The 20108-nt window shown below is 49.5% G+C and carries 16 protein-coding genes; 7 read left to right on the forward strand and 9 right to left on the reverse strand.

The annotated features are described in order from the left end of the window. The first annotated feature begins 23 nt into the window (after positions 1–23). Positions 24–1052: an FAD:protein FMN transferase gene (locus ADH68_RS06095; RefSeq protein ID WP_068961585.1), complete on the forward strand. Its 1029-nt coding sequence runs from the start codon at positions 24–26 to the stop codon at positions 1050–1052. A gap of 82 nt (positions 1053–1134) precedes the next feature. Here ADH68_RS06095 and ADH68_RS06100 read toward each other — a convergent pair whose 3' ends face one another. The 3 genes from ADH68_RS06100 to ADH68_RS06110 form a co-directional block, all read right to left on the reverse strand. Beyond that, positions 1135–1773 carry a ribonuclease HII gene (locus tag ADH68_RS06100; RefSeq protein WP_068961584.1) on the reverse strand — a complete coding sequence of 213 codons (639 nt, stop codon included), beginning with the start codon at positions 1771–1773 and terminating at the stop codon, positions 1135–1137. Then, a complete protein-coding gene (locus ADH68_RS06105) occupies positions 1757–2485 on the reverse strand; it encodes a response regulator transcription factor (protein ID WP_068961583.1) in 729 nt (242 codons plus the stop codon). The genes ADH68_RS06100 and ADH68_RS06105 overlap by 17 nt, the downstream gene beginning before the upstream one ends. Before the next feature lie 419 nt (positions 2486–2904). Then, positions 2905–4725, reverse strand: coding sequence for a Na/Pi cotransporter family protein (locus ADH68_RS06110; protein ID WP_068961582.1), 1821 nt, complete (start codon positions 4723–4725; stop codon positions 2905–2907). 230 nt (positions 4726–4955) lie between these two features. Between ADH68_RS06110 and ADH68_RS06115 the strand changes: the two genes are divergently transcribed. The 3 genes from ADH68_RS06115 to ADH68_RS06125 all read left to right on the forward strand — a co-directional run bounded on the left by ADH68_RS06115 (position 4956) and on the right by ADH68_RS06125 (position 9357). Then, a complete protein-coding gene (locus ADH68_RS06115) occupies positions 4956–6017 on the forward strand; it encodes a linear amide C-N hydrolase (RefSeq protein ID WP_084274121.1) in 1062 nt (353 codons plus the stop codon). A gap of 140 nt (positions 6018–6157) precedes the next feature. Then, positions 6158–7348, forward strand: a complete 1191-nt coding sequence (locus tag ADH68_RS06120) for a DUF4421 domain-containing protein (protein ID WP_068961581.1) — start codon at positions 6158–6160, stop codon at positions 7346–7348. Positions 7349–7386: 38 nt separating this feature from the next. Further along, positions 7387–9357 carry an LTA synthase family protein gene (locus ADH68_RS06125; protein ID WP_068961580.1) on the forward strand — a complete coding sequence of 657 codons (1971 nt, stop codon included), beginning with the start codon at positions 7387–7389 and terminating at the stop codon, positions 9355–9357. A 78-nt stretch (positions 9358–9435) separates the two neighbouring features. Here the strand turns inward: ADH68_RS06125 and ADH68_RS06130 are convergent, their stop codons facing one another. From ADH68_RS06130 to ADH68_RS06160, 6 genes are all read right to left on the reverse strand, one after another. Further along, complete coding sequence (locus ADH68_RS06130; protein ID WP_068961579.1) at positions 9436–9648, reverse strand: winged helix-turn-helix domain-containing protein; 213 nt, start codon at positions 9646–9648, stop codon at positions 9436–9438. Positions 9649–10388: 740 nt separating this feature from the next. Next, complete coding sequence (locus tag ADH68_RS06135; RefSeq protein ID WP_068961578.1) at positions 10389–11465, reverse strand: hypothetical protein; 1077 nt, start codon at positions 11463–11465, stop codon at positions 10389–10391. Between the two features lie 171 nt (positions 11466–11636). Further along, positions 11637–12542 carry a helix-turn-helix domain-containing protein gene (locus tag ADH68_RS06140; protein WP_088294788.1) on the reverse strand — a complete coding sequence of 302 codons (906 nt, stop codon included), beginning with the start codon at positions 12540–12542 and terminating at the stop codon, positions 11637–11639. Positions 12543–12638: 96 nt separating this feature from the next. Further along, complete coding sequence (locus ADH68_RS06145) at positions 12639–13352, reverse strand: hypothetical protein (protein ID WP_068961576.1); 714 nt, start codon at positions 13350–13352, stop codon at positions 12639–12641. Between the two features lie 47 nt (positions 13353–13399). Beyond that, positions 13400–14482 (reverse strand): lysylphosphatidylglycerol synthase transmembrane domain-containing protein, encoded by a 1083-nt coding sequence (locus tag ADH68_RS06150; protein ID WP_068961575.1) that lies wholly within the window; start codon positions 14480–14482, stop codon positions 13400–13402. A gap of 1084 nt (positions 14483–15566) precedes the next feature. Then, complete coding sequence (locus ADH68_RS06160) at positions 15567–16421, reverse strand: phospholipase A (protein WP_232321388.1); 855 nt, start codon at positions 16419–16421, stop codon at positions 15567–15569. Positions 16422–16626: 205 nt separating this feature from the next. Here ADH68_RS06160 and ADH68_RS06165 point away from each other — a divergent pair, with 205 nt between their 5' ends. From ADH68_RS06165 to ADH68_RS06175, 3 genes are all read left to right on the forward strand, one after another. Then, on the forward strand, positions 16627–17658 hold the full coding sequence (locus tag ADH68_RS06165) for a DUF4369 domain-containing protein (RefSeq protein ID WP_133165702.1): 1032 nt from the start codon (positions 16627–16629) through the stop codon (positions 17656–17658). 25 nt (positions 17659–17683) lie between these two features. Continuing rightward, entirely contained in the window at positions 17684–19279 is a 1596-nt protein-coding gene (locus ADH68_RS06170) for a YifB family Mg chelatase-like AAA ATPase (RefSeq protein ID WP_068961571.1), read from the forward strand. Between the two features lie 95 nt (positions 19280–19374). Next, positions 19375–19905, forward strand: coding sequence for an RNA methyltransferase (locus ADH68_RS06175; protein WP_068961570.1), 531 nt, complete (start codon positions 19375–19377; stop codon positions 19903–19905). Positions 19906–20108: the final 203 nt, after the last annotated feature.

A 20108-nucleotide genomic window follows, 5' to 3' on the forward strand; every position in this document is an offset into this window, starting at 1 on the left:
AACAGACGTCTGATGAATTGCTTATGAAAACGAAACTTTCAATTCTGGCTCTTGCCGTCATTACATTGTTTTCCTGGGCGTTTGTGGGTTGCAACTCACCGAAGCCCTACCGTACATGCGAGGGTATAATATGGTCTACTACCTATCATGTGACCTATGCGTCCAACGCTTTGCTCGATGACAGTATAAGGACAGTGATGCAGCAGGTAGACCATTCGGTATCGGCATTTAATCCGCGATCGATAATTTCTGCCATAAACCGTAATGATACTTCGGCAGTGGCCGATACCATCCTGCGCAGGGTGTTTGAAGAGTCGATACGTATCAACAGGTTCAGCCACGGCGCGTTTGACCCCACAGTGGGTCCGCTTGTGGATTTATGGGGGTTCGGGCCGTCGAATGCCACACATTCCGACAGTATACAGGCTCCGTCGAAAGCAGCCATAGACAGTGTGCTCATGCTTGTAGGTATGGCCGACTGCGAATTGCTTTCTGACGGACATGTGCGCAAGAAGCACCCCGGCACACAATTTAATTTCTCTGCAATAGCCAAAGGATATGCCTGCGACCTTGTAGCCGCGATGCTCGAACGTAACGGGGTGGAAAACTATATGGTGGAGATAGGCGGAGAGATAAATGTAAAGGGAGAGAGCCAGATGGGGCAGCAATGGCGTGTGATGATTGATGCGCCTATCCCCAGCACCGATTCTATAATTCATACGGGTACGGCTATCATACGTCTGACCGACGACGGTGTGGCCACATCAGGCAACTATCGTAATTTCCACAAGACAGATGTAGGTACGGTAGGGCATACTATAAGCCCGGTCACCGGACATCCGGTCACTACCAGAGTGTTGAGCGTCACTATCCTTGCTCCTGACTGCATTACTGCCGATGCCCTTGCTACGGCTTGTATGGTTATGCCGATGGACAGTGCCCGCGCTATGCTCAACGATATTCCGGAGGCTGCCGGTCTGTTTGTGACTACTGACAGCGACGGACTATGGGAGTTGCATCCCACGCGCGGATTCCCACTCCTTGTGCGATAATAAACAAGCTCTAATATACTCAGCGCCGCTCCACATGGCATGTGGAGCGGCGCTGATATGTTTATGTCACAAGGCGCGTGTGTCAGAATAGGGTCAGCTGTGTGTCGAGCAGCCGGAATGACATTCGGTGGAATGGCGACGGACCGTATTCCGCAATTGCTGCTCTGTGGGCTTTTGTCGGATATCCTTTGTTTACAGCCCAGCCATACTGGGGATGTAGCGCATGCAGTCGCTTCATCTCCTGGTCGCGGTGGGTCTTTGCAAGAATCGAGGCTGCGGCGATGTTGGCAAACCTGCCGTCACCTTTCACGAATGTCGTGCATGGCAGTGTGCCATAGGGTGTAAAACGGTTGCCATCGACAATGACCGCGCCGGGCCGTGGGGCAAGCATGTCAAGAGCACGGTGCATGGCGAGTATTGATGCCTGCAATATGTTTATGCGGTCGATTTCTTCGGCGCTAACCGATGCTACGGCCCATGCGGCGGCATTAGTTTCGATTATCTCGCGCATTTTGTCGCGGCGGGCTTCTGTCAGTTGCTTGGAGTCGTTTAGCCAGGGATGGCTGAAATTGTCGGGAAGTATTACTGCGGCTGCATATACCGGTCCTGCAAGGCATCCTCGCCCGGCTTCGTCGCATCCGGCCTCAAGACGTCCTGCTATAAAGCAGGCTGGGAGTGGCTGAGGCAGGCTGTTGTGTTGTGTTTTATTGTATGAATCCATATCCGTAGCCATAACGTGTCACGAGATAGTGGGAATAGCGGCCGAGTTTGGCCCGCAGACGGTCGAGTACATTGCTGATATACACCTCGCTTACCGTATCTTTTTCCGGCCATGCGTTGTCGTATATCTCATCGGCATCGAATATCTTGTTTTTGTGGCTTATCAGGAATACAAGCAGACTGTATTCGTCGCGTCCGAGTTTTACTGGCTGACTGTCGATGAAGGTAGTGCGTTCGCGGAGGTTTACGGTAAGTGTGTTGTGGCTTACCATTGTCGGTTTATCATGTTTCTCTTGTGCGGAGCCGAGGCGGCTGCGTCGCAACAAGGCGTTGACGCGTGCAGCCATCTCACGCATGGAGAACGGCTTCAGTATATAGTCGTCGGCTCCGAAGTCAAGGCCTCCGATTACATCGCCATCGGGCGATGAACAGAAAATCAGCGGTATGCGTGCCGTGGCCTTGTTCTGCTTGAGGTGGTATGCGAGTTTTATACCTGTCGAGTCGTCAAGATTCATGTCGATTATAAACAGGCTGTAGCCGGATAGGTTTTTCTCCATGGCTTCTTTGGCCGAATGGCACACCTCTACTTTATAGCCTTCATTTTCGAGCGAGTACTGCATGAGGTCACAGGCGAGAAGATCCTCGTCGGCAATCATTATCTTACTTCCCTGTGAGTTGGAATTGGATATGCTGTGTGTGGCTCTGTCTGTCATTATTGTCACAAACGGTAGTTGTTTTGTAATTCCTGAAAAATACGGAGTAGAATGATTTTCTACATCCCGGATGTATAACTTAGGGGCGAGATAATTTCCACGACTTACTTAAGTGATTTTGTTGAACGAATTCTAAGATAGTGCATCGGAAATCGGGATAAAATTATAAAATTAATTTTAAAAGGTGATTTGATGCAACCGTATTGTAGCAATAATGTCTTGATAGTGTTATTCGCCTCCGCTTTGTAAAGATGCTGTCATTGCTTGGGTGTTGTTTTGCCACATAAATGTAAATTTCGGGCGGCGGCTCTGATTAGCTTATGATGTAAAAAAAACGACGCAGCCCGGTCAGAGCCGGGCTGCGTCAATATCTCGGGAGTGTGTCATGCAGCGACTATGCTGCATGTGGTAGGTTTCTGTCAGGCTGAGTGCTTGCGGAAATGGTCGCGGATGGTGTCGACGACATTGATTACATAGTCGCCCATCTTTTCCAGGTCGTTGATGATATCCATATAGTAGATGCCGGCCTGGTATTCGTAAACCTGGTTGTTTATGTTCTCGACATTCTTGGCTCTGTACTGGTTGCGCAGGTTGTTGATTTCGCGCTCCTTGTTGTACGAGCGTATTATATCGACCTCGCGAACTTTCTCTACGTCGCTGAGGATTACGAGCATATCGGACATCGCCTCCTTGACATATGTGAACATTGTGTCTATATTGGCGAGAATCGAGTCGTGGAACTCTACGCCGCTCTCCTGCTTGCGGATTAGTATCTTGGCGCATCCGAAGCAGCAGTCGGCGATGCTCTCGATTTCGCTCACGATATTGAGCATGGCAGCTATATGCAGCTTGCCTTCGTTGGAGAGACGACCTTCGGCACAACGGTTGAGGTAATTGGCAATCTCGATTTCCATGCGGTCGGAAATCTCCTCGTATTTTTCCAAACGGGAGTATAGTTGTGAGAATTCCTCGCTTTTTTCTTTTGCATGGACGAGCTGTTCGGCCATGTCAATCATGCGCTGTACGCGCTGAGCATATACGACAAGCTCTTTCTCGGCCTGGGCGATGTTGAGTTCCGACGCACTGAGTAGACCTCCTGAGATGAACTTGAGCTGGAATTCCTCGTCTTCCTTGTGCTTGGCCGGCACGAGCTTCTCGACAATTTTCACATAAAGTCCGGTGAGCCATATCATGATAACCACGTTGACGAGGTTGAATACGGTATGGAACATCGACAGGCCGAACGATACGCTGAACTGCATTTGTGCAACCTGCAACAATACGGGATGCTCGGCAGGGAGCGAGTTGCCGACAAGTAGATTGTATGTCTGCGGGTCGGTGGCCTCAAGGTTATTGACAAAACTGAACATGCTCTCTGGATTGCCCTGCCCGAGCCATTGGGTAATGTCGACATTGAGGCGCACAAAAGGATAGAATACAGCGAGTGTCCATAGTATACCGAAGAGGTTGAAGAGCAGGTGGCCCATCGCGGTGCGCTTGGCGGCTACGTTACCGCTCATTGAGGCAAGAAGTGGGGTGATGGTTGTACCGATGTTGGAGCCGAGCACGACAGCACATGCGAGGTCGAAAGTAATCCAGCCTTTAGTACACATAATCAGCACGATGGCAAATGTGGCCGCTGACGACTGGATGATGGCTGTAAGGATGACGCCGACAAACAGGAACAGCAGTACCGAAAGGAATCCCATCGATGCATAGTGCTCCAGGAATGCAAACATCTCGGGGTTGCTCTGCAGGTCGGGCACATAATCGCTGATCATGTTAAGGCCCATGAAAAGGAATGAGAATCCGATTATGAACTCGCCCAATGATTTCTTGCGCGATGAGTTGCAGAACAGGAGTGGCACCGCGCATGCTATAAGCGGGAGAATGAATACCGACGTGTCGACTTTAAATCCGAACAGTGCTATAATCCAGGCCGTAAAAGTCGTGCCGACATTGGCGCCGAATATTACGGCCATTGACTGGCCGAGGGTCATAAGCCCCGCGTTGACAAAACTTACCACCATCACCGTCGATGCCGACGAACTTTGGATGAGGGCTGTAATAAGGATGCCGGTAAGCAGTCCTGTGAACCGGTTGCGGGTCATGGCCGACAGAATGTTGCGCAGACGGTCGCCTGCTGCTTTCTGGAGGCCTTCGCTCATTACCTTCATTCCGTAGAGGAACAGGCCTACTGAGCCGAGAAGAGCGAAAAAGTCTAAAAGTGTATAGTTCATTACCTAAAAGGAATGTTGGCTATGTGGCCGGCTGTCATGGAGGCGGTTTGTCGCACGGAGCCGCGCTTCCCGGACAACAGGACGGGTTTATAGTTGCAAAGTTATATAAATGTTCAAAAAACTTTAAATATTGATTAACTTTTTTTCATCATGAAACGCCGGATAGTAGAACTATCGCAAGGTAAGGGGTGTTATTGGGATATGTGATAACTAATTAAACAGCAAGAGATATGAAACATCGTATTATGCTCATTGGTGCAGCCATCGCGGCCCTCCTTTCCTCGGCTTCGGATGCCGATGCATGTTCCCGTGTACTTTACGTGGGCGATACTACAGTAAGCAATCCCGACAGTGTGTTGCGTATAGTAGGACGTTCGCTTGACTGGAAAACCCCTATTCCTACCAATATATATGTATATCCGGCCGGAATGTCGAAGATTGGCAATCCGGCTCCCAATTCCGTCAAGTGGACTTCAAAATACGGTGCCGTATATGCTGTGGGCTATGACGGAGGCATTACCGAGGGTATGAATGAGAAGGGGCTTGTGGTCAACTCTCTGTTTTGCCGCGGTGCGGTATACAACAATGAGTCGAACCGGGATATGCCGTCGATGTCGCTGGCCTTATTCCCCGGATGGCTGCTTGACATGAACGCTACCACTGACGAGGTGATAGAGGTGTTGCGCAACCGTAACTTTTCCATCGGAGGCGCCACTTTTGACGGCGGAACTGTGTCGGCACTGCACTGGGGTATAACCGATGCCACCGGCAAGAGCGCCATAGTGGAGTTTGACAAAGGTGAGATAAATATATACGAAGGACAGGATATCCCCGTCTTGACCAATCTGCCGAGTTTCCCGGTCATCAACGCCATTAACGACTATTGGGTGGAAATCGGCGGGGTGCATATGCTGCCGGGCACTGTCACCAGCCCCGACCGATTCGTGCGAGGGTCGTTCTTCAATAAGAATGTCGTTCACACCAATGATTTCCGCGAGGGATTCGCGATTATACGTTCGATAATGGCCAATGTTTCGGTGCCGTTCCACTATACGGTGGAGACATCGCCTGAGGTGTCATCGACACAATGGCGCTCATATTCAGATATCCGCGACAGACTTTATGGTTTTGAGGTAGTGGACAACCTTGGAGTTTTTTATGTCGATCTCAAGAAGGTCGATTTGCGTCCGGGCGCTCCGGTGCTGCGCCTTGATGTGAGCAAGACATACGATGTGGTTGGCGACGCCACTCATCTGCTTAAAAAGCATGCTCCGTTCAAGCCGATGTATTGACGGCTTATGAAAGAGATGTTAACACATGCGCCAAATGCGACATAAAGGAAACTATTGTCTACATTAAGGGTATCTCAGATAGTTAATGATTTGAATAATGGTGCAAAATTTCTTAATTTTGCACCATTATTTTACACGATATGCTTCATCGTATAGTTCTTGGCATTGTCGCGTTGTGGTCGGTAGCTCTGGTTGTCGGTCCCGATATCTGTGCTTCAGAGGTTGTTGCTGCGGGCGATACCGTGCAGCGCGAGATGGATGTGCAATGTGCCGATACTCTTGAGCGTAAATGCGGGCATCCTTTATGGGGGCCTGAATACTATCGGCAGAATTGGGTGAAGCAGCTGTTTGCCAACGGATTCAGAATAAATGAGCCGGGTATCAATTATCCTAAGTTCATGAGATTTTGCCTCAATGTGTACAATTGGGGCGACCGTACGTTCAACAGTTATGACCCGGAGTATGTGGTAGGTACGGGAAAGAACTGGAAACTATATCTCAACAGTCACAACTGGGCTCAGAGTTATGCTCTGTTTTTTCCGGAGAATCTCAATGTGCGTATGCTCAGCAATGTCTACAGCGACCTTGGTCCGAGTATCAATTTCATGGCTGTGGGTCTAAGTTATACATTCAATGCCAATGAGCTTTTCGGGCACCCCGTGGCCCAGCGGCGCAATTTTGACTGGAACTTTACCTGTGCGCTGTTTACATTCCGGTATACGCGGCAGTCGACAGGCGGCGGCGTGACTATAATGAACTTCGGCAAGTATAATGACGGACATCATATATCGCAGGATTTCAATGATATCCGCCAAAAATCAACCACAATCGACGGATATTACTTCTTCAATCACCGACGATATTCACATGCCGCGGCATATTGCTACAGCAAGTATCAGCTCAAAAGCGCCGGCACACTTATATGCGGCATCAATTACGAGCGCCAGGATGTCGGCATCAATTTCAGTTCTCTTCCTGCGGATATGCTTGAGTATGTGCCTGAAGGGCGCATGGACTATAAGTTCAACTATGCCGACTATAATATTATAGTCGGGTATGGCTACAACTGCGTGCTTACTCCGCGAAAGTGGCTGTTCAATATCACAGCACTCCCATCTATAGGATACAAGCATGTGTTCCGCGAGAGTTCCGACGGACGTAAGGACATGTTTGCTACCAATATGAAACTGTTGTTCTCGTTTGTCTACAACTACAAGGCTCTTTTTTCATCGCTGACAGGGCGCTTTGACGGTGCGTTCTATCTTGGAGAGGCGTATACATTCTTCAATTCCAACATGTCTCTTTCTCTTACAGTGGGCGCGCGATTCTGATTGTGGACCGCGCTTTTCGTTTGACAGGTAAGATTGCTATGGCACAGATTCGACGTATTTCGTGTAATATATGGATTGCCACACTGTGGCAGTGTGCGGTGGCTTTTGTGCTGCTATGGCTGTCGCGTGTGGTGTTTATGGTCTATGACTGTAAACTTTCCGGGGCGGATGTCGGATATATGTGCCGGCTCATGTGGCAGGGTATACCGTTTGATCTCTCGGCATGGGCATATTTCAATGCACTGTTTGTGGTGATGAGGTTTATTCCGGCGCCGTTCGTTGCATCGCGAGGCTGGTTGCTGGCTACGGATGTTGTCTATATCATAACCAACAGTCTGTTGCTCTGTATCAATATAGCCGATGTAGCCATGTTCCCGTTTCAAGGATCGCGTATGCGCTTTGCGGCAATAAAGAGCTTCTTTACCGATTCAAATCTCGGAGGTATATTTCTGTCATACTCGGTTGAATACTGGTGGGCATTTGCCATGGCGACAGCCATTGTTCTGTTTATGATATGGTTGTACCGTAGGGTGCGTCCTGCCGGACTACCGAAGGCCCGTACCAGTATCCTTACGGGATTGATGCGTGGAGGAGTGTTTATAGCAGTAGCCGCCGTGGTGGTAGTATGCATGCGCGGACGTCTCAGTGTCATAGGCAAGGGGCTTAAGCCTGCCGATGCGGCCCGAGGGGTGGAGCGACTCGACGATATGAATGTTGTGCTGAACACCCCGTTTAACATTATCCACTCGCTTAAGGACCGTCCGCTGGAGGTTCCGGAATATTTCACTGAGGAGGAGCTTGCCGCGATTCGTCCCGATTATGAAGTAGTTCAGGGCGACGGACGTGATATGTCACGCAGAAATGTCATGCTTATCGTGATTGAAAGCGGCGGACAGCATTGGATTGACCGTCTGAACAATGCCCGGGATGCCGCTCCCCGCGGACTTATGCCGTTTCTTGACTCTCTGGCGTCGGAGTCGCTGGTAGTACGCTACAATTTTACCACCGGGCGCCGTAGCAACGAGGGGCTTACCGCAATTCTCGGCGGATTCCCGATGTTTGAGCCGTTCATCTATATGGGTTCGCCGTATGAGAGCAACACTGTCGATGCTATGCCGGCCCTGCTACGCCGTAAGGGTTACGCCACAAAATATTATTGCGGAAGCAATCATGGCTCGTTTGCTATCGACCAGATGGCTATGATGATGGGTATGCAGAGTGTGGCCGACAGGGAGACTTATGCCGACGACCGCGATTTCGATGGAGTGTGGGGCATATATGACCATGCAATGGCCCGGTATGTGGCTTCTGACCTGTCGGATATTTCCGCGCCATGGATGGCCTGTTGGTTTACATTGTCGAGCCATGCCCCGTTTCGAGTGCCGGAATATTGGCGTACTGACGGATATCTGAGCCCGGCAGGCTCTATGGAGAGGTCGATGGAATATGTCGACCGCTCGCTGAGTTATTTCTTTGAGACCGCCCGTAGGCAGCCTTGGTACGACAATACGCTGTTTGTGATTACCGGCGACCATGGTTGCCGCGACTTGCATGGTACTGTATATGACACGCCATGGCTGTACTCTTCAATACCGATGATTATTTACGATCCGTCGGGAGAGATTGCATCGCCCGGCGAGATTAACGACAGGGTGATGTCGCAGGTCGACACGGGAGCTACGATACTCGGACTCCTCGGATACGACGAGCCTTATGTGTCAATGGGACGCGATATCCTCCATATGTCTTCTGCCGAACTGCATTATGCCATATATAAAGGTAATAATGTGTATCATATAATATCGCCACGGCTTGTTGTCAAGTGGGACGGCATCGGGGATATACCGCTGGCTGTATACGACGTTACTGTCGATGATTCGCTTGAGCATCCTGTTGATATCGCCTACGACATGGATATGGCGGTCATGGCCGATTCGATGATTACTTATGCGAAGGCATATCTGCAGGATTTCACACAGAGGCTTGTCTCCGACCGTCTGCACCGATAACGTATTGAATGATAATGCCGTCGCCGGAATCTTGCTGTTGATTCCGCCGCCGGCATTGTACTATACGGTGATGTAGATTTATCCCTGAGCAAGAGATACGATGATATTCTTGCCGTTCTCATCTTCAGAGATGACGAGCTTGTCTTCGCGTGCGAGCCATCCGAGGGCGAGCATCAGCTCCTTGTCCTTAAGTTTTGTTACTTTGCGAAGCTGTACCAGTCCGATGGCCTCAACCTCGTTAAGTGCATTCCATACGAGTCCGGCATTGTAGCCGATAGTGTCGATGTTCATTGTTTTATGATTTTATAGTTGGACAATATCTGTTTTATTCAGGTCTGGCGGTACACAATAGCGGCATGTGTATGGCTTCATGCTGCGAATTTACGAAGTTTTACGGATTTTTAGTACATTATTTTAACAAAATCGGCATATTAAAGGTTTAAATATCGGCTAAGCTCGGATGCAGCTTAGCCGATATTGTTTGATGAGTTTTTGCGTTGTAAGAGATTGTCTAAATTTATATGATACCTATTTTGAGAAGGATTGTCAGATGGATTTTTGCTTATGATGAGGGAGTGTAGCCGTAGCTACATGACCGAAGAATAAGAGCTTGTTTAATAATAAATGTTACCGTCAGGGCGGTCAGTCGTCGGGCAGATTTTCGCATGTGATGAGGGAGTTATGGGGTCCCATAACGACCGAAGAACGGGCGGAAATATGCCGGCGAATGACCGAAGGGAGGTAATTTATTTCATATCGTTGATATATTTTTGCATTTATTTTAGAAGCAGCCAAGAGATTGTATAAGTTATAAAGTTACCTTTTGTCTCGTATATCTTGGCCGCTTTTCGCCCTGTTCCTCAGTCATGTACATAAAGTACACTCCTTCGGCACATGTCGAAAATCGACTCAAGCTATACGACCCTGGCGGCAACATTTATTATCAAACAAGCTCTAAACAAAAAGACGCGGACAAGACTCTCAAAAGAAAAGTAATATGAATTTTAGACAATCTCTAAGAGTTGTCGGTGTTATAGCCCGAGCGTAAGGGTAGTGAAGTAGCGCAACTGGCCTCCGAGAGCGTATTGTGGGGCATATTGCAGTGTTATGTAGCCCTTGTTGGGCGCAAACCATGTGGCACTGAGCGATGTGCCGTTGTTTACATAATTGACCGGAGCACCATATATACCTATGAAATTATTGTACAGATTGTTGTAGCGCATCGGGTCGGGGTAGGGGGTTGAATACAGAAACTCCGACCGGTTCATCCCTCCGTTGGAGTAATACAGAGTGGCGTCGGGCCATAGATAATTGTATGAATTCACATCGCGGAGATATACGGTATTATTGGCGTATCCGTCGATATAATATCCATTGTTGATTAATGTGGTCAGCGACAGATTAAGGGCTGTGCCGAATGTTATGCCGAGAATTGTCGACAATGCCGGAGCCGACGGACGTGGACGCCAGCCGCCCGGAGGTACCGGACGATGCCATGGGCGTACTACCGGGCGGTGAGGCCGCATCGGTGGTGGACCCCAGTGGCCCGGCTGCATTCCATGTCCGGGAGGGGTCGGGCGGTGTACATTGCCCGGGCGATGCGGTGGAGGTATCCCCGGTCCTGGACGATGGTGGTTGTTGCCGGCCGACGGGCGCCAGTTGTTGCCCGGTTGTGGACGCTGTGGTGTCGAAGGGCGATGATTGTCCTGCGGTCCCCAATGCCCGGGGCGTTTGTCGGGAGTATTGTGTCCGTTGCCGGGTTTAAATCCCTGGTTGTTGTGATTGCCATTGTGGGCAGGTGGTTTTACGCCCTGATGGTGATTATTATTGTTGTTGTGGTTACCGTTACCGCCCGGACTCATGCCGGGCTCTTTTGGGCGGCTCGGGCTGCTATTGTTGCCTCCGGGACGGAAATTGCCATATTGCGATTTGCCGCCGGGTGCCGATGGTTTTCTGCCATCTTTGCCATGCGACCGTGAGGGTTCTGATTGCGATGTGTGGTTTCCACCACCGCGTCCCGAGTGGTGCTGAGCCTCCATATAAAGCGGGCAGGCTGAAAGCATAGCGCATAATGAGCCGATTGCGATGTTGCGGAATAGCGGTGTCATGAGTTTGGTGGTTGTTAATTGAAAAGTTTTATTCAGTTTGTTGCAGGCCCCTGTCAATGACAATCTCCAATCCATAGCGGATATAATGATTGTATCGGGGCTTATATATTATAAGATAGCGTCGGTATATGAAAGTTTATGTGTTCTATGTGAAATAATGTTAATGATGTCTTATGATTTCTGAAACTCTGAGGGCGACATCCCTGTGTTGTGCTTGAAGTATTTGCCAAACGATGACTGGTTGGGGAAATTAAGCTCGTAGGCTATCTGCTGTATGTTTTTGCCGGAGAAGCGCAGTAGATTCTTGGCCTCGATGATTACGTGTCGTCCAATCCATTGGGCGGCACTTCGTCCGGTGGTTTCCTTTATTACCAGAGACAGATATTTTGGGGTGATGTACAGCCGGTCGGCGTAATATCCTACGGAGCGTTGTTCGCGGAAATGCTGTCGCACGAGCCGCAGGAAGTCGGTCACATAATTTATTCGTCGCGAGCGCGGGGCCTTGTCGGCCTCATCTTTGTTGTTGCGGTTTTGTCGGTCAATCTCAAGCAATATATAGAATATGTTGGCTATGAGATTGCGTGCTATGCTGATGCGGTAGTGGCTTTCATCGGGCATTTCTGCATTGTCGCGTAGTAGTCCGAGGTATTTCTGAATCAGTGCGGTGTTGTCTTCCGACAGTTTCAGCACCGGTGAATTCTCGGGATGGAACGGATGGTGCCCTATAGCATTGGTGTCGATATTGACGCTTTCCAGAAAGGCCTTTGAGAGAAACAGTAGATATGCCTCCATGTCCGACACGTCGTCGCAGTGGAGATTTACGGGCATAGTCTCGTCGATTACCATTATGGAGTATCTCGGCACCTCAAGTGTCTCAAGATTTATGGTCACACTGCCTGAGGCATTAAGCATCAGCACGATTGTCACGCCGTCGAATCGCCATGGCGAGATTATGTCGGCAGAACTGAAGTCGCCCGGTTCGACACGGGCGAGGATATATTCCTGACCGAGAGAACTGAATTCACTGCCGAATCTGCGTATATCGCTGAGAGAGATTGGTCCTATTTTATTGCTCATAAAGTCAAATTTTGCCAAAATTGAGAATATATGGTGAAATCTGCAATACTTTATGCTTAATTTTCGACTTTTGGGACAATATGTGTGCTGTATGCTCTAATTCCCGGTTTTCGTGTCAAGAGCTACATGGGATGTGGTAGTGTCTGAGGCCGTTGCTTTGTTGTTTGTGGCTCCGGGTGTTGTTTCCGCTTCTTCGGCAGGAGGAGTCGTTTCCTGCACTACCGGACGGTGGAGTGGGGAATCTGAGTTTTCGTTCACCGGCTTTACCGATGTTACGATATATTTGTGTTCGCCTCGCCAGGGTATTGTGCCGAGGTATCGCTTGTAGGTGACTACGACTTCCTGAGCGGAGTTCTTGTATCGCATGAGCTCGTCGGCCACACGGCTTTTCTCAACGGAGAAGTCAAAATCGCGCATGTAGGGACGTATAGAGTCGGCCAGGGCGTTGGTTACAATCAAATCCCCTTCCCAAGTCTTGAAAATGAATCCGCGGCACTCCAGGCTGTTAATAAATCCGCGCTCCTGGGCTCCGACGCTGTAGGGATTGAAGTAGCGTATCCAGAATGCTGCCACCAGCACTACGGTCACGATGCAAATCGTCCACCAGAGTATGACACGTCCGCGGGAGCGTCGGCGGCGTGGCGGTTTCTGCGACGGGGATTCTGTAGGATTGCCTTCATCGCGGTTGAACGATATGGTAGGACGTCCGTCGGAATTGACGCCGTCGACCATTACTTTGTCCTCATCGCGGGTTATTGCTTCCTCGTCGCGTGTGAAGTTGTCGGGTTTTGTATCGAAGTCTAAGAGCATGTATAAAGGTCATTGTTATTTTTTAAACAATCCAGGCGTCGGTATTGTCAGCGGCTTGTCGGCCGGAGTGCACTTTTCTTTCTTCCGATTGATATTGCGGCGAAGGTGAAGAGGCCGAGTACGATAAGCAGCAGTGTCTGCATGCCCATTACGAGATTGGCAAACGAGCCGGCATACTCCTCGGTGAGACCGGGGATATTGTCGCTGTATAGCTTAAGCCCGAATATGATGGCCCACTGCCAGGGACCTATGCCGCCGTTTGAGGGTACACCCATCGATATACTTGACAGGACGAAACATACCAGCACTGCTGTAGCGCCATACTGCAAGGCTACATCGGTAGTAAGCGGAAATGAGAAAAACGCCACATAGAGCTGCATGAAGTAGCATCCCCACACGGCGAACGTAAGGAGCAGCCAGCGTCCCTTGTGTGGCATGCTGAGGATTACGGAAAATCCCTCCCAGAGGTTGCGAAGCAGGTCGAGGAGCTTGCTTACATGCTTGTTGTGGCGGAATTGCCACAGACCCCACCACACGGTTGCGCATATGGCGATCAGGCCGGCCCATAGCCATGGCGACGAGAGCAGCTCGGCCATGTGTCGGTATGTGTCGCCGTTCTGCGACAGGTAGAGCATTATCTGCTTGTGGGCGATGATGAATGTGGCCAGCGTGAGCAACAGCACTGTCACCGTATCGGCCAATCGGTCGGCTACCATCGAGCCGAACACGGTGGTAAACGATGCCTTCTCCTTCTGAGCGATGTAGCCCGTGCGCCATACCTCACCCAGGCGCGGGAATACGAGATTGACGGCATATGTGCCGAAGATACTGAGCGTGGTGTCCCAGAGCGATGCGTTGATGTTGAGGGCACGCAGCTGTATGCGCCAGCGCATGGCGCGGAACACGTGGGAGAAGATGCTGATTACAAGCGCCAGACCAATCCACCAGAAGTTGCAGTCGCGGCGTATGATTTCCATCATCTCCGAGAAGTTGATGTTGTGAAACAGCAGCCAGCACAGTCCTACGGTGATTACCAGCGGTATGCCGTATTTGATGAGGTTGCCTGCAATACTATGTTTCTCCGGCTTCATGGAGCCTGTAGTAAGTTCGTCGGGTTGATTTGTCGGCATAGACTACGGTTTATACTATATTTACAAAGTTAGCATATTTACCGCTTTAACGGAAATCTACCCGCATTATTATGAAACAAGCTCTTAATTAGATTGGTCTATCGTATGTTATAACATACGATAGACTATATATAATCCGATACTAAATATACAGATACTAATAAGCCTTAGGACTATTTCAAATTTATGGATATATATTGGGTCTGAAAATCTAACATCCTTTTTCCTTTGAATGCTCAAATAGATTTTTCCAAGAGGTAAGATTATTAGTCCTATGGTTGCTAATACAATTGCAAATATTACCATATATTGAGATTAAAATGCTTATGATATACTTGTTAAACAACACTGATTATACTCATATGCTAACTTTATCGCATTATATAAATCACAACCGGCTGTGAATAATTCATATGCAACATCAACACCTGGGAAAGTAGATAATAAGTCATCCCCAAAGCATAAAACTAAGCAATGGAAATAAAGCGAAAAAATTTCATAATAAGATATAATTAAATTTATAATTTGATAACAAATCATTCATTAGAATTGTTTCCAACAATAATTTTGTTGTGTGTTTCTCCCAGTTTGCTAAATATATAACTTCAGAGTGATATCATTTATTTATATGTAGAATGGCTATTCAGAATATCGCAATGGCGCACTGAGTTCGTCGTATATTCTCTTATTTTTCATAAGAGAGTTAGTTAAAATATAATAAGTATAAGGTAATAAAAGCAGCACAGATAGTTATGATATTTAAGATACGGGTGTATTTATGCACAAATTCCTGATTATTGAATTTAGGATTGTTTTTCTTTTGTTGTATTTCCTTGTACAAATTTCCTATGGGTAGCGTAAGCATCGCTATTGCAATTACTATTATAGTTAACACAAATGTCATAATTTAAATCTATTGTTTTCGCAAAAAAACAACATTATAATATTCATTGTTCGGTATTCATTTGTGACAACATAAAAGTTTATGCAGTGTTGCAGAACTCCGTTTCTGTCAATACATAAAAAGATAGCAATTGGATGTAACTACCTTAGGTGTTTGTTTGATTTGCTGTAATACAGGTTCTTAATAGTCGCTGAAGAATCGCGGGCGGATTACGAAGCCGACGCGGAGTTGCGATTTAAACTGCTTGTAGTCGAGCAGCCCCTCGCCGTAGCCGTTGTAGTACTGGAGGAACAGATACTGGTTGGTGCGCCGCCCGATTTTGTAGCTCATCTCAAACATGGTGTTGTAGTTGAAGTTCCAGCCTTTTCGTTTGGTGACAAGCAGTGTGGCTGCAAACCGGTGGTTGAAAGGCATGTAGCTTATGCCGAATGAGTATATTCCTACATAGTCGAGGAGGTCGCGGTTGTTCTGCCCGTCGATAAACGGTATCCAGAACTTGCCGTATATCATAATCTTGGGGTCGATAAGCATGTTGGCGGCAAGCGATATTTTGTTCCACGAACGGCTCTGTATGGAGTCGCGGCCATTGCTTTCATGCTCAAGGACAAGGGTGATTTTTCCTATGAACCGGTTTTTTACGAATATAGGGCGCGTAATTCCTATGCCTGGATTGAAGTTGAGGTCGGTCATCGGAAACGACTTCTCAAGCACATTCCAGAAGCATTTCTGTGTATAGAACAGGTACAGATAGGAGCCACCCGGCAGTGTGCTTCTTGTAAGGCGTTGGGCTACCGATATCTGAAACTTCACGTTGGTGTTGGTGCGTGTCGGTCTTGGGCCTATTGAAGGACCGAATATGAAGTAATTGTCCTTGTACAGGCTGAAATATGGTGCGTCCTCAAATGCCTGCTTTACGCTGTCGACATTTAGTACATCCTCTTTCGAGGGTGAGATTATCTGGGCATCGGCACTCTGCATTCCTGATATGACAAGCAGGAATAGTATGTAGACGGTATGTAGAAGACGTCGTGGCACTGTTGATAATGGATAAATGTGAGTGTAGTGGATGTGGCTGAGTTGAAGTCGGCTACAAAGTTAACAAACTTTAAGGCCATGTTGATTTTACAAAAGTAGAAATTTTTGGTACTAACAGCATGCTAACAGCATGTAAATGGACGGTGATATAAAAAATGGTCCGATATCTGATAAGTTTGCTATACTTTCTGTATCTTTGTCAGATATGGTACGCAACATACGTATATTATTGATATTGACAGTGTGCGGCATGCTTTGGGCATGCGGCGATGATGACCGCTTCCGTGTGGAAGGGGTGGTAGACGGGCTGGGTACTCGCGGCCTCCAGCTTATGTATGAGTCTGGTAATGGTCTGCATACAGAGACTATTCAGGCTATCGACGGTAAGTTCTCGGCCGAGGGTGCCTCGAAAGACTATACCCTCGCCCATCTGACTACTACTGACGGACGCCTAATTGCCAGGATGCTTGTGCGCAACGGCCAGACGCTTAAATGCGTGTTTGACGTCGACAACCCCTACAATATTCAGGTCAAAGGCAATAAACCTACAGAAGAGTGGGCGAAGTTTCTGCGCGAGAACCACGAGCAACTCCGGTCAAGCGACCATGCCGGAGCCAACCGTCTGATTCTCGATTATGTCGACTCACACAAGGGCGATATACAGTCGGCGGCGCTGATGCTCACACAGTACTACGCGGTCGACGGCGAGTCGCGGGCAGACAGCATATTTGCTCTGATTTCGCCGGAAGCACGTCCCGACGCTCTCGTGTCGGCTTACCGTCGTATGGTATCACGGCTTAATACAGCTGCAATCGAGGAGAAAGTGCGCTCGTTCAATCTCTATAGCGCGCAGGGAAAGCATGAGAATTTCTATCCCGGGCGTGCTAGCTATTCGATGCTGTATTTCTCGGGAGCTCCTGGAGAACGGCGCGACATGGTGACGCCGGTAATGCATCGTCTTGTCGACAGTCTGCCAAAGCGCCGCATTCGGGTGGTAGAGATATCTATGGCACCGGACACTGCTGTGTGGAAGCGCAACTGGCGTGCCGATACTACAGCCTGGGCGCAGGTGTGGGTGCCTGGTGGTCCGGCCAATCCGACGTTTGCTCCTCTGGATATCCCGCGTCTGCCTTACTGGATACTGTGCGACAGCCTCGGAGTGCAGGTGTACCGTGGATCGGACATATCTGCTGCGGTCGACTCTCTGCGCCGACGCATCCATGCGCGCAACATATAATAAAGACTGTTAACATTTTCTTGCCATGCTAATCAAGACCTATGGAGCTGCCGTGCAAGGCATCGACGCGATAGTGGTCACTATCGAGGTGTCGGTGCATCAGGGCGTCGGATTCAGCCTTGTCGGACTCCCCGACACTGCTGTAAAAGAGAGTTTTCAGCGCGTACAGACCGCCTTGGCCCAGTGTGGCATGAAGTGGCCCCATAGGGCTGTGGTAGTCAATATGTCGCCTGCCGATGTCCGCAAGGAGGGCGCGGCCTACGACCTCCCGATAGCCCTCGGCATCCTTGCCGCATCCGAGCAGATGTCAGGCGAAAGCATGGCCGGATACATGATTATGGGCGAGATGTCGCTCGACGGTTCGGTGCTCCCTATACGCGGTGCTCTCCCTATGGCGATAAAGGCGCGCGAACTCGGCTTCAAGGGACTTATACTGCCCAAGGCCAATGTCACGGAGGCTGCCGTAGTCAATAATCTTGAAGTCTACGGCGTAGAGAACTTGCGCGAGGTGATGGGATTTTTCGACGGTTCATGCCATCTGGAGCCGACGGTAATCAATACCCGCGAGGAGTTTGGCCGAGCTCAGTCTGACTTCGACTGTGATTTTTCGGAGGTTAAAGGACAGGAGAATGTAAAGCGGGCCTTTGAAGTGGCATGTGCCGGCGGACACAACATACTGCTTGTCGGTGCTCCAGGCGCCGGCAAGTCGATGATGGCCAAGCGCCTGCCCTCTATACTCCCGCCGTTAACACTTCAGGAAGCCCTTGAGACGACTAAGATACACTCTGTGGCAGGAAAGCTGAAGCGTGGCTCGATGCTTATGACCACGCGCCCTTTCCGTGCTCCACACCATACCATCTCGCCTGTGGCGCTTGTAGGTGGCGGCACCTATCCTGTACCCGGCGAAATATCGCTTGCCCACAACGGCGTGCTGTTTCTTGACGAGTTCCCTGAATTTTCCCGGCAGGTACTTGAGGTGATGCGCCAGCCGCTTGAGGACGGCCACATATCGATAGCTCGCGCACGGTATTCAATCGACTATCCCGCCGGATTCATGCTTGTGGCTTCCATGAATCCCTGTCCATGCGGCTACTACAATCATCCTAGCAAGGAGTGCACATGCCCTCCGGGAGCCGTGACGAAATATCTCGGGCGCATATCAGGCCCGCTGATGGACCGCATCGACCTGCAGGTTGAGATTATGCCTGTGCCGTTTGAGGAACTGTCGTCCGCCGCTCCGGGCGAGTCGAGCGAGACCATACGGGCTCGGGTCATCAAGGCCAGAGCAATTCAGAGCCACAGGTATAAAGGTATTGCAGGCGTACACTGCAACGCTCAGATGACATCACGGCTGCTTGAAAGATACTGCCGGCTCGACGAAGAATGCATGCGGGTACTCGAGACCGCGATGAAGCGCTTCGATATGTCGGCCCGGGCTTACGACCGCATTCGCAAGGTAGCCCGCACGATAGCCGATATCGACTACTCCTCGTCGCTCCCCGTCGAAGAGGCTGCCGTAGCTCCCATCCTTGTCCATCACATGGCCGAGGCAATCTCCTACCGCAACCTCGACCGCTCTACCTGGGGCGCCTCCACCGATTTTCCTGCATCCCGACATTAGAGTTTAAACATGCTCTTCGCGCCGGTTAGGAGCCGGGGTGGGGATGGAACGGTGCATTTAAGGTTTATTTGCGGAAGTTTATTAACTTTGCGCATATGAAGAAGAAGACTATTTGGGAACTGCATCGTATGACGGTGGAGGAATGCCGCAAGGCGGAGAAACTGCCGCTGGTGATGGTTCTCGACAATGTGAGGAGTCTCAGCAATATCGGTGCGATATTCCGCACGTGCGACGCATTCCGCGTGGCATCAGTGATGTTGTGTGGTGTCTCGGGCACTCCGCCGTCGGTAGAGATACACAAGACGGCGCTCGGGGCTGAGGACTCGGTGCCATGGATGCATTTCGACAGCACTCTTGAGGCTGTGGCTCATCTGCGCGGCCTCGGCTACCGCATATGTGTGCTTGAGCAGGTAGAAGGCAGTGTCCCGTTGCAGGAATTCAGCGTGGAGCCCGGACAGGCCTATGCCATCATTGCCGGACATGAGGTGAAGGGTGTCGATCAGGAAGTGGTCGATGCAGCCGACTGTTGTATCGAGATACCACAGTTCGGCTCAAAGCATTCGCTGAATGTGTCGGTCAGCGCGGGAATCACCCTCTGGCATCTCTTCAGCCATATGCAGTTTTAAGAGATTGTCTAAAATTCATATTACTTTGCTTTTGAGAGTCTTGTCGGCGTCTTTTTGTTTATTCTTCGGTCATGTAGCTATGGCTACACTCCCTCATCACAAGCAAAAATCCATCAGACAATCCTTCTCAAAATCGGTATCATATAAATTTAGACAATCTCTAAGAATGCCCATATTGCACTTAAACAAGCTCTTAAAATACC

Source organism: Muribaculum intestinale (assembly GCF_002201515.1).
Lineage (GTDB): Bacteria > Bacteroidota > Bacteroidia > Bacteroidales > Muribaculaceae > Muribaculum > Muribaculum intestinale.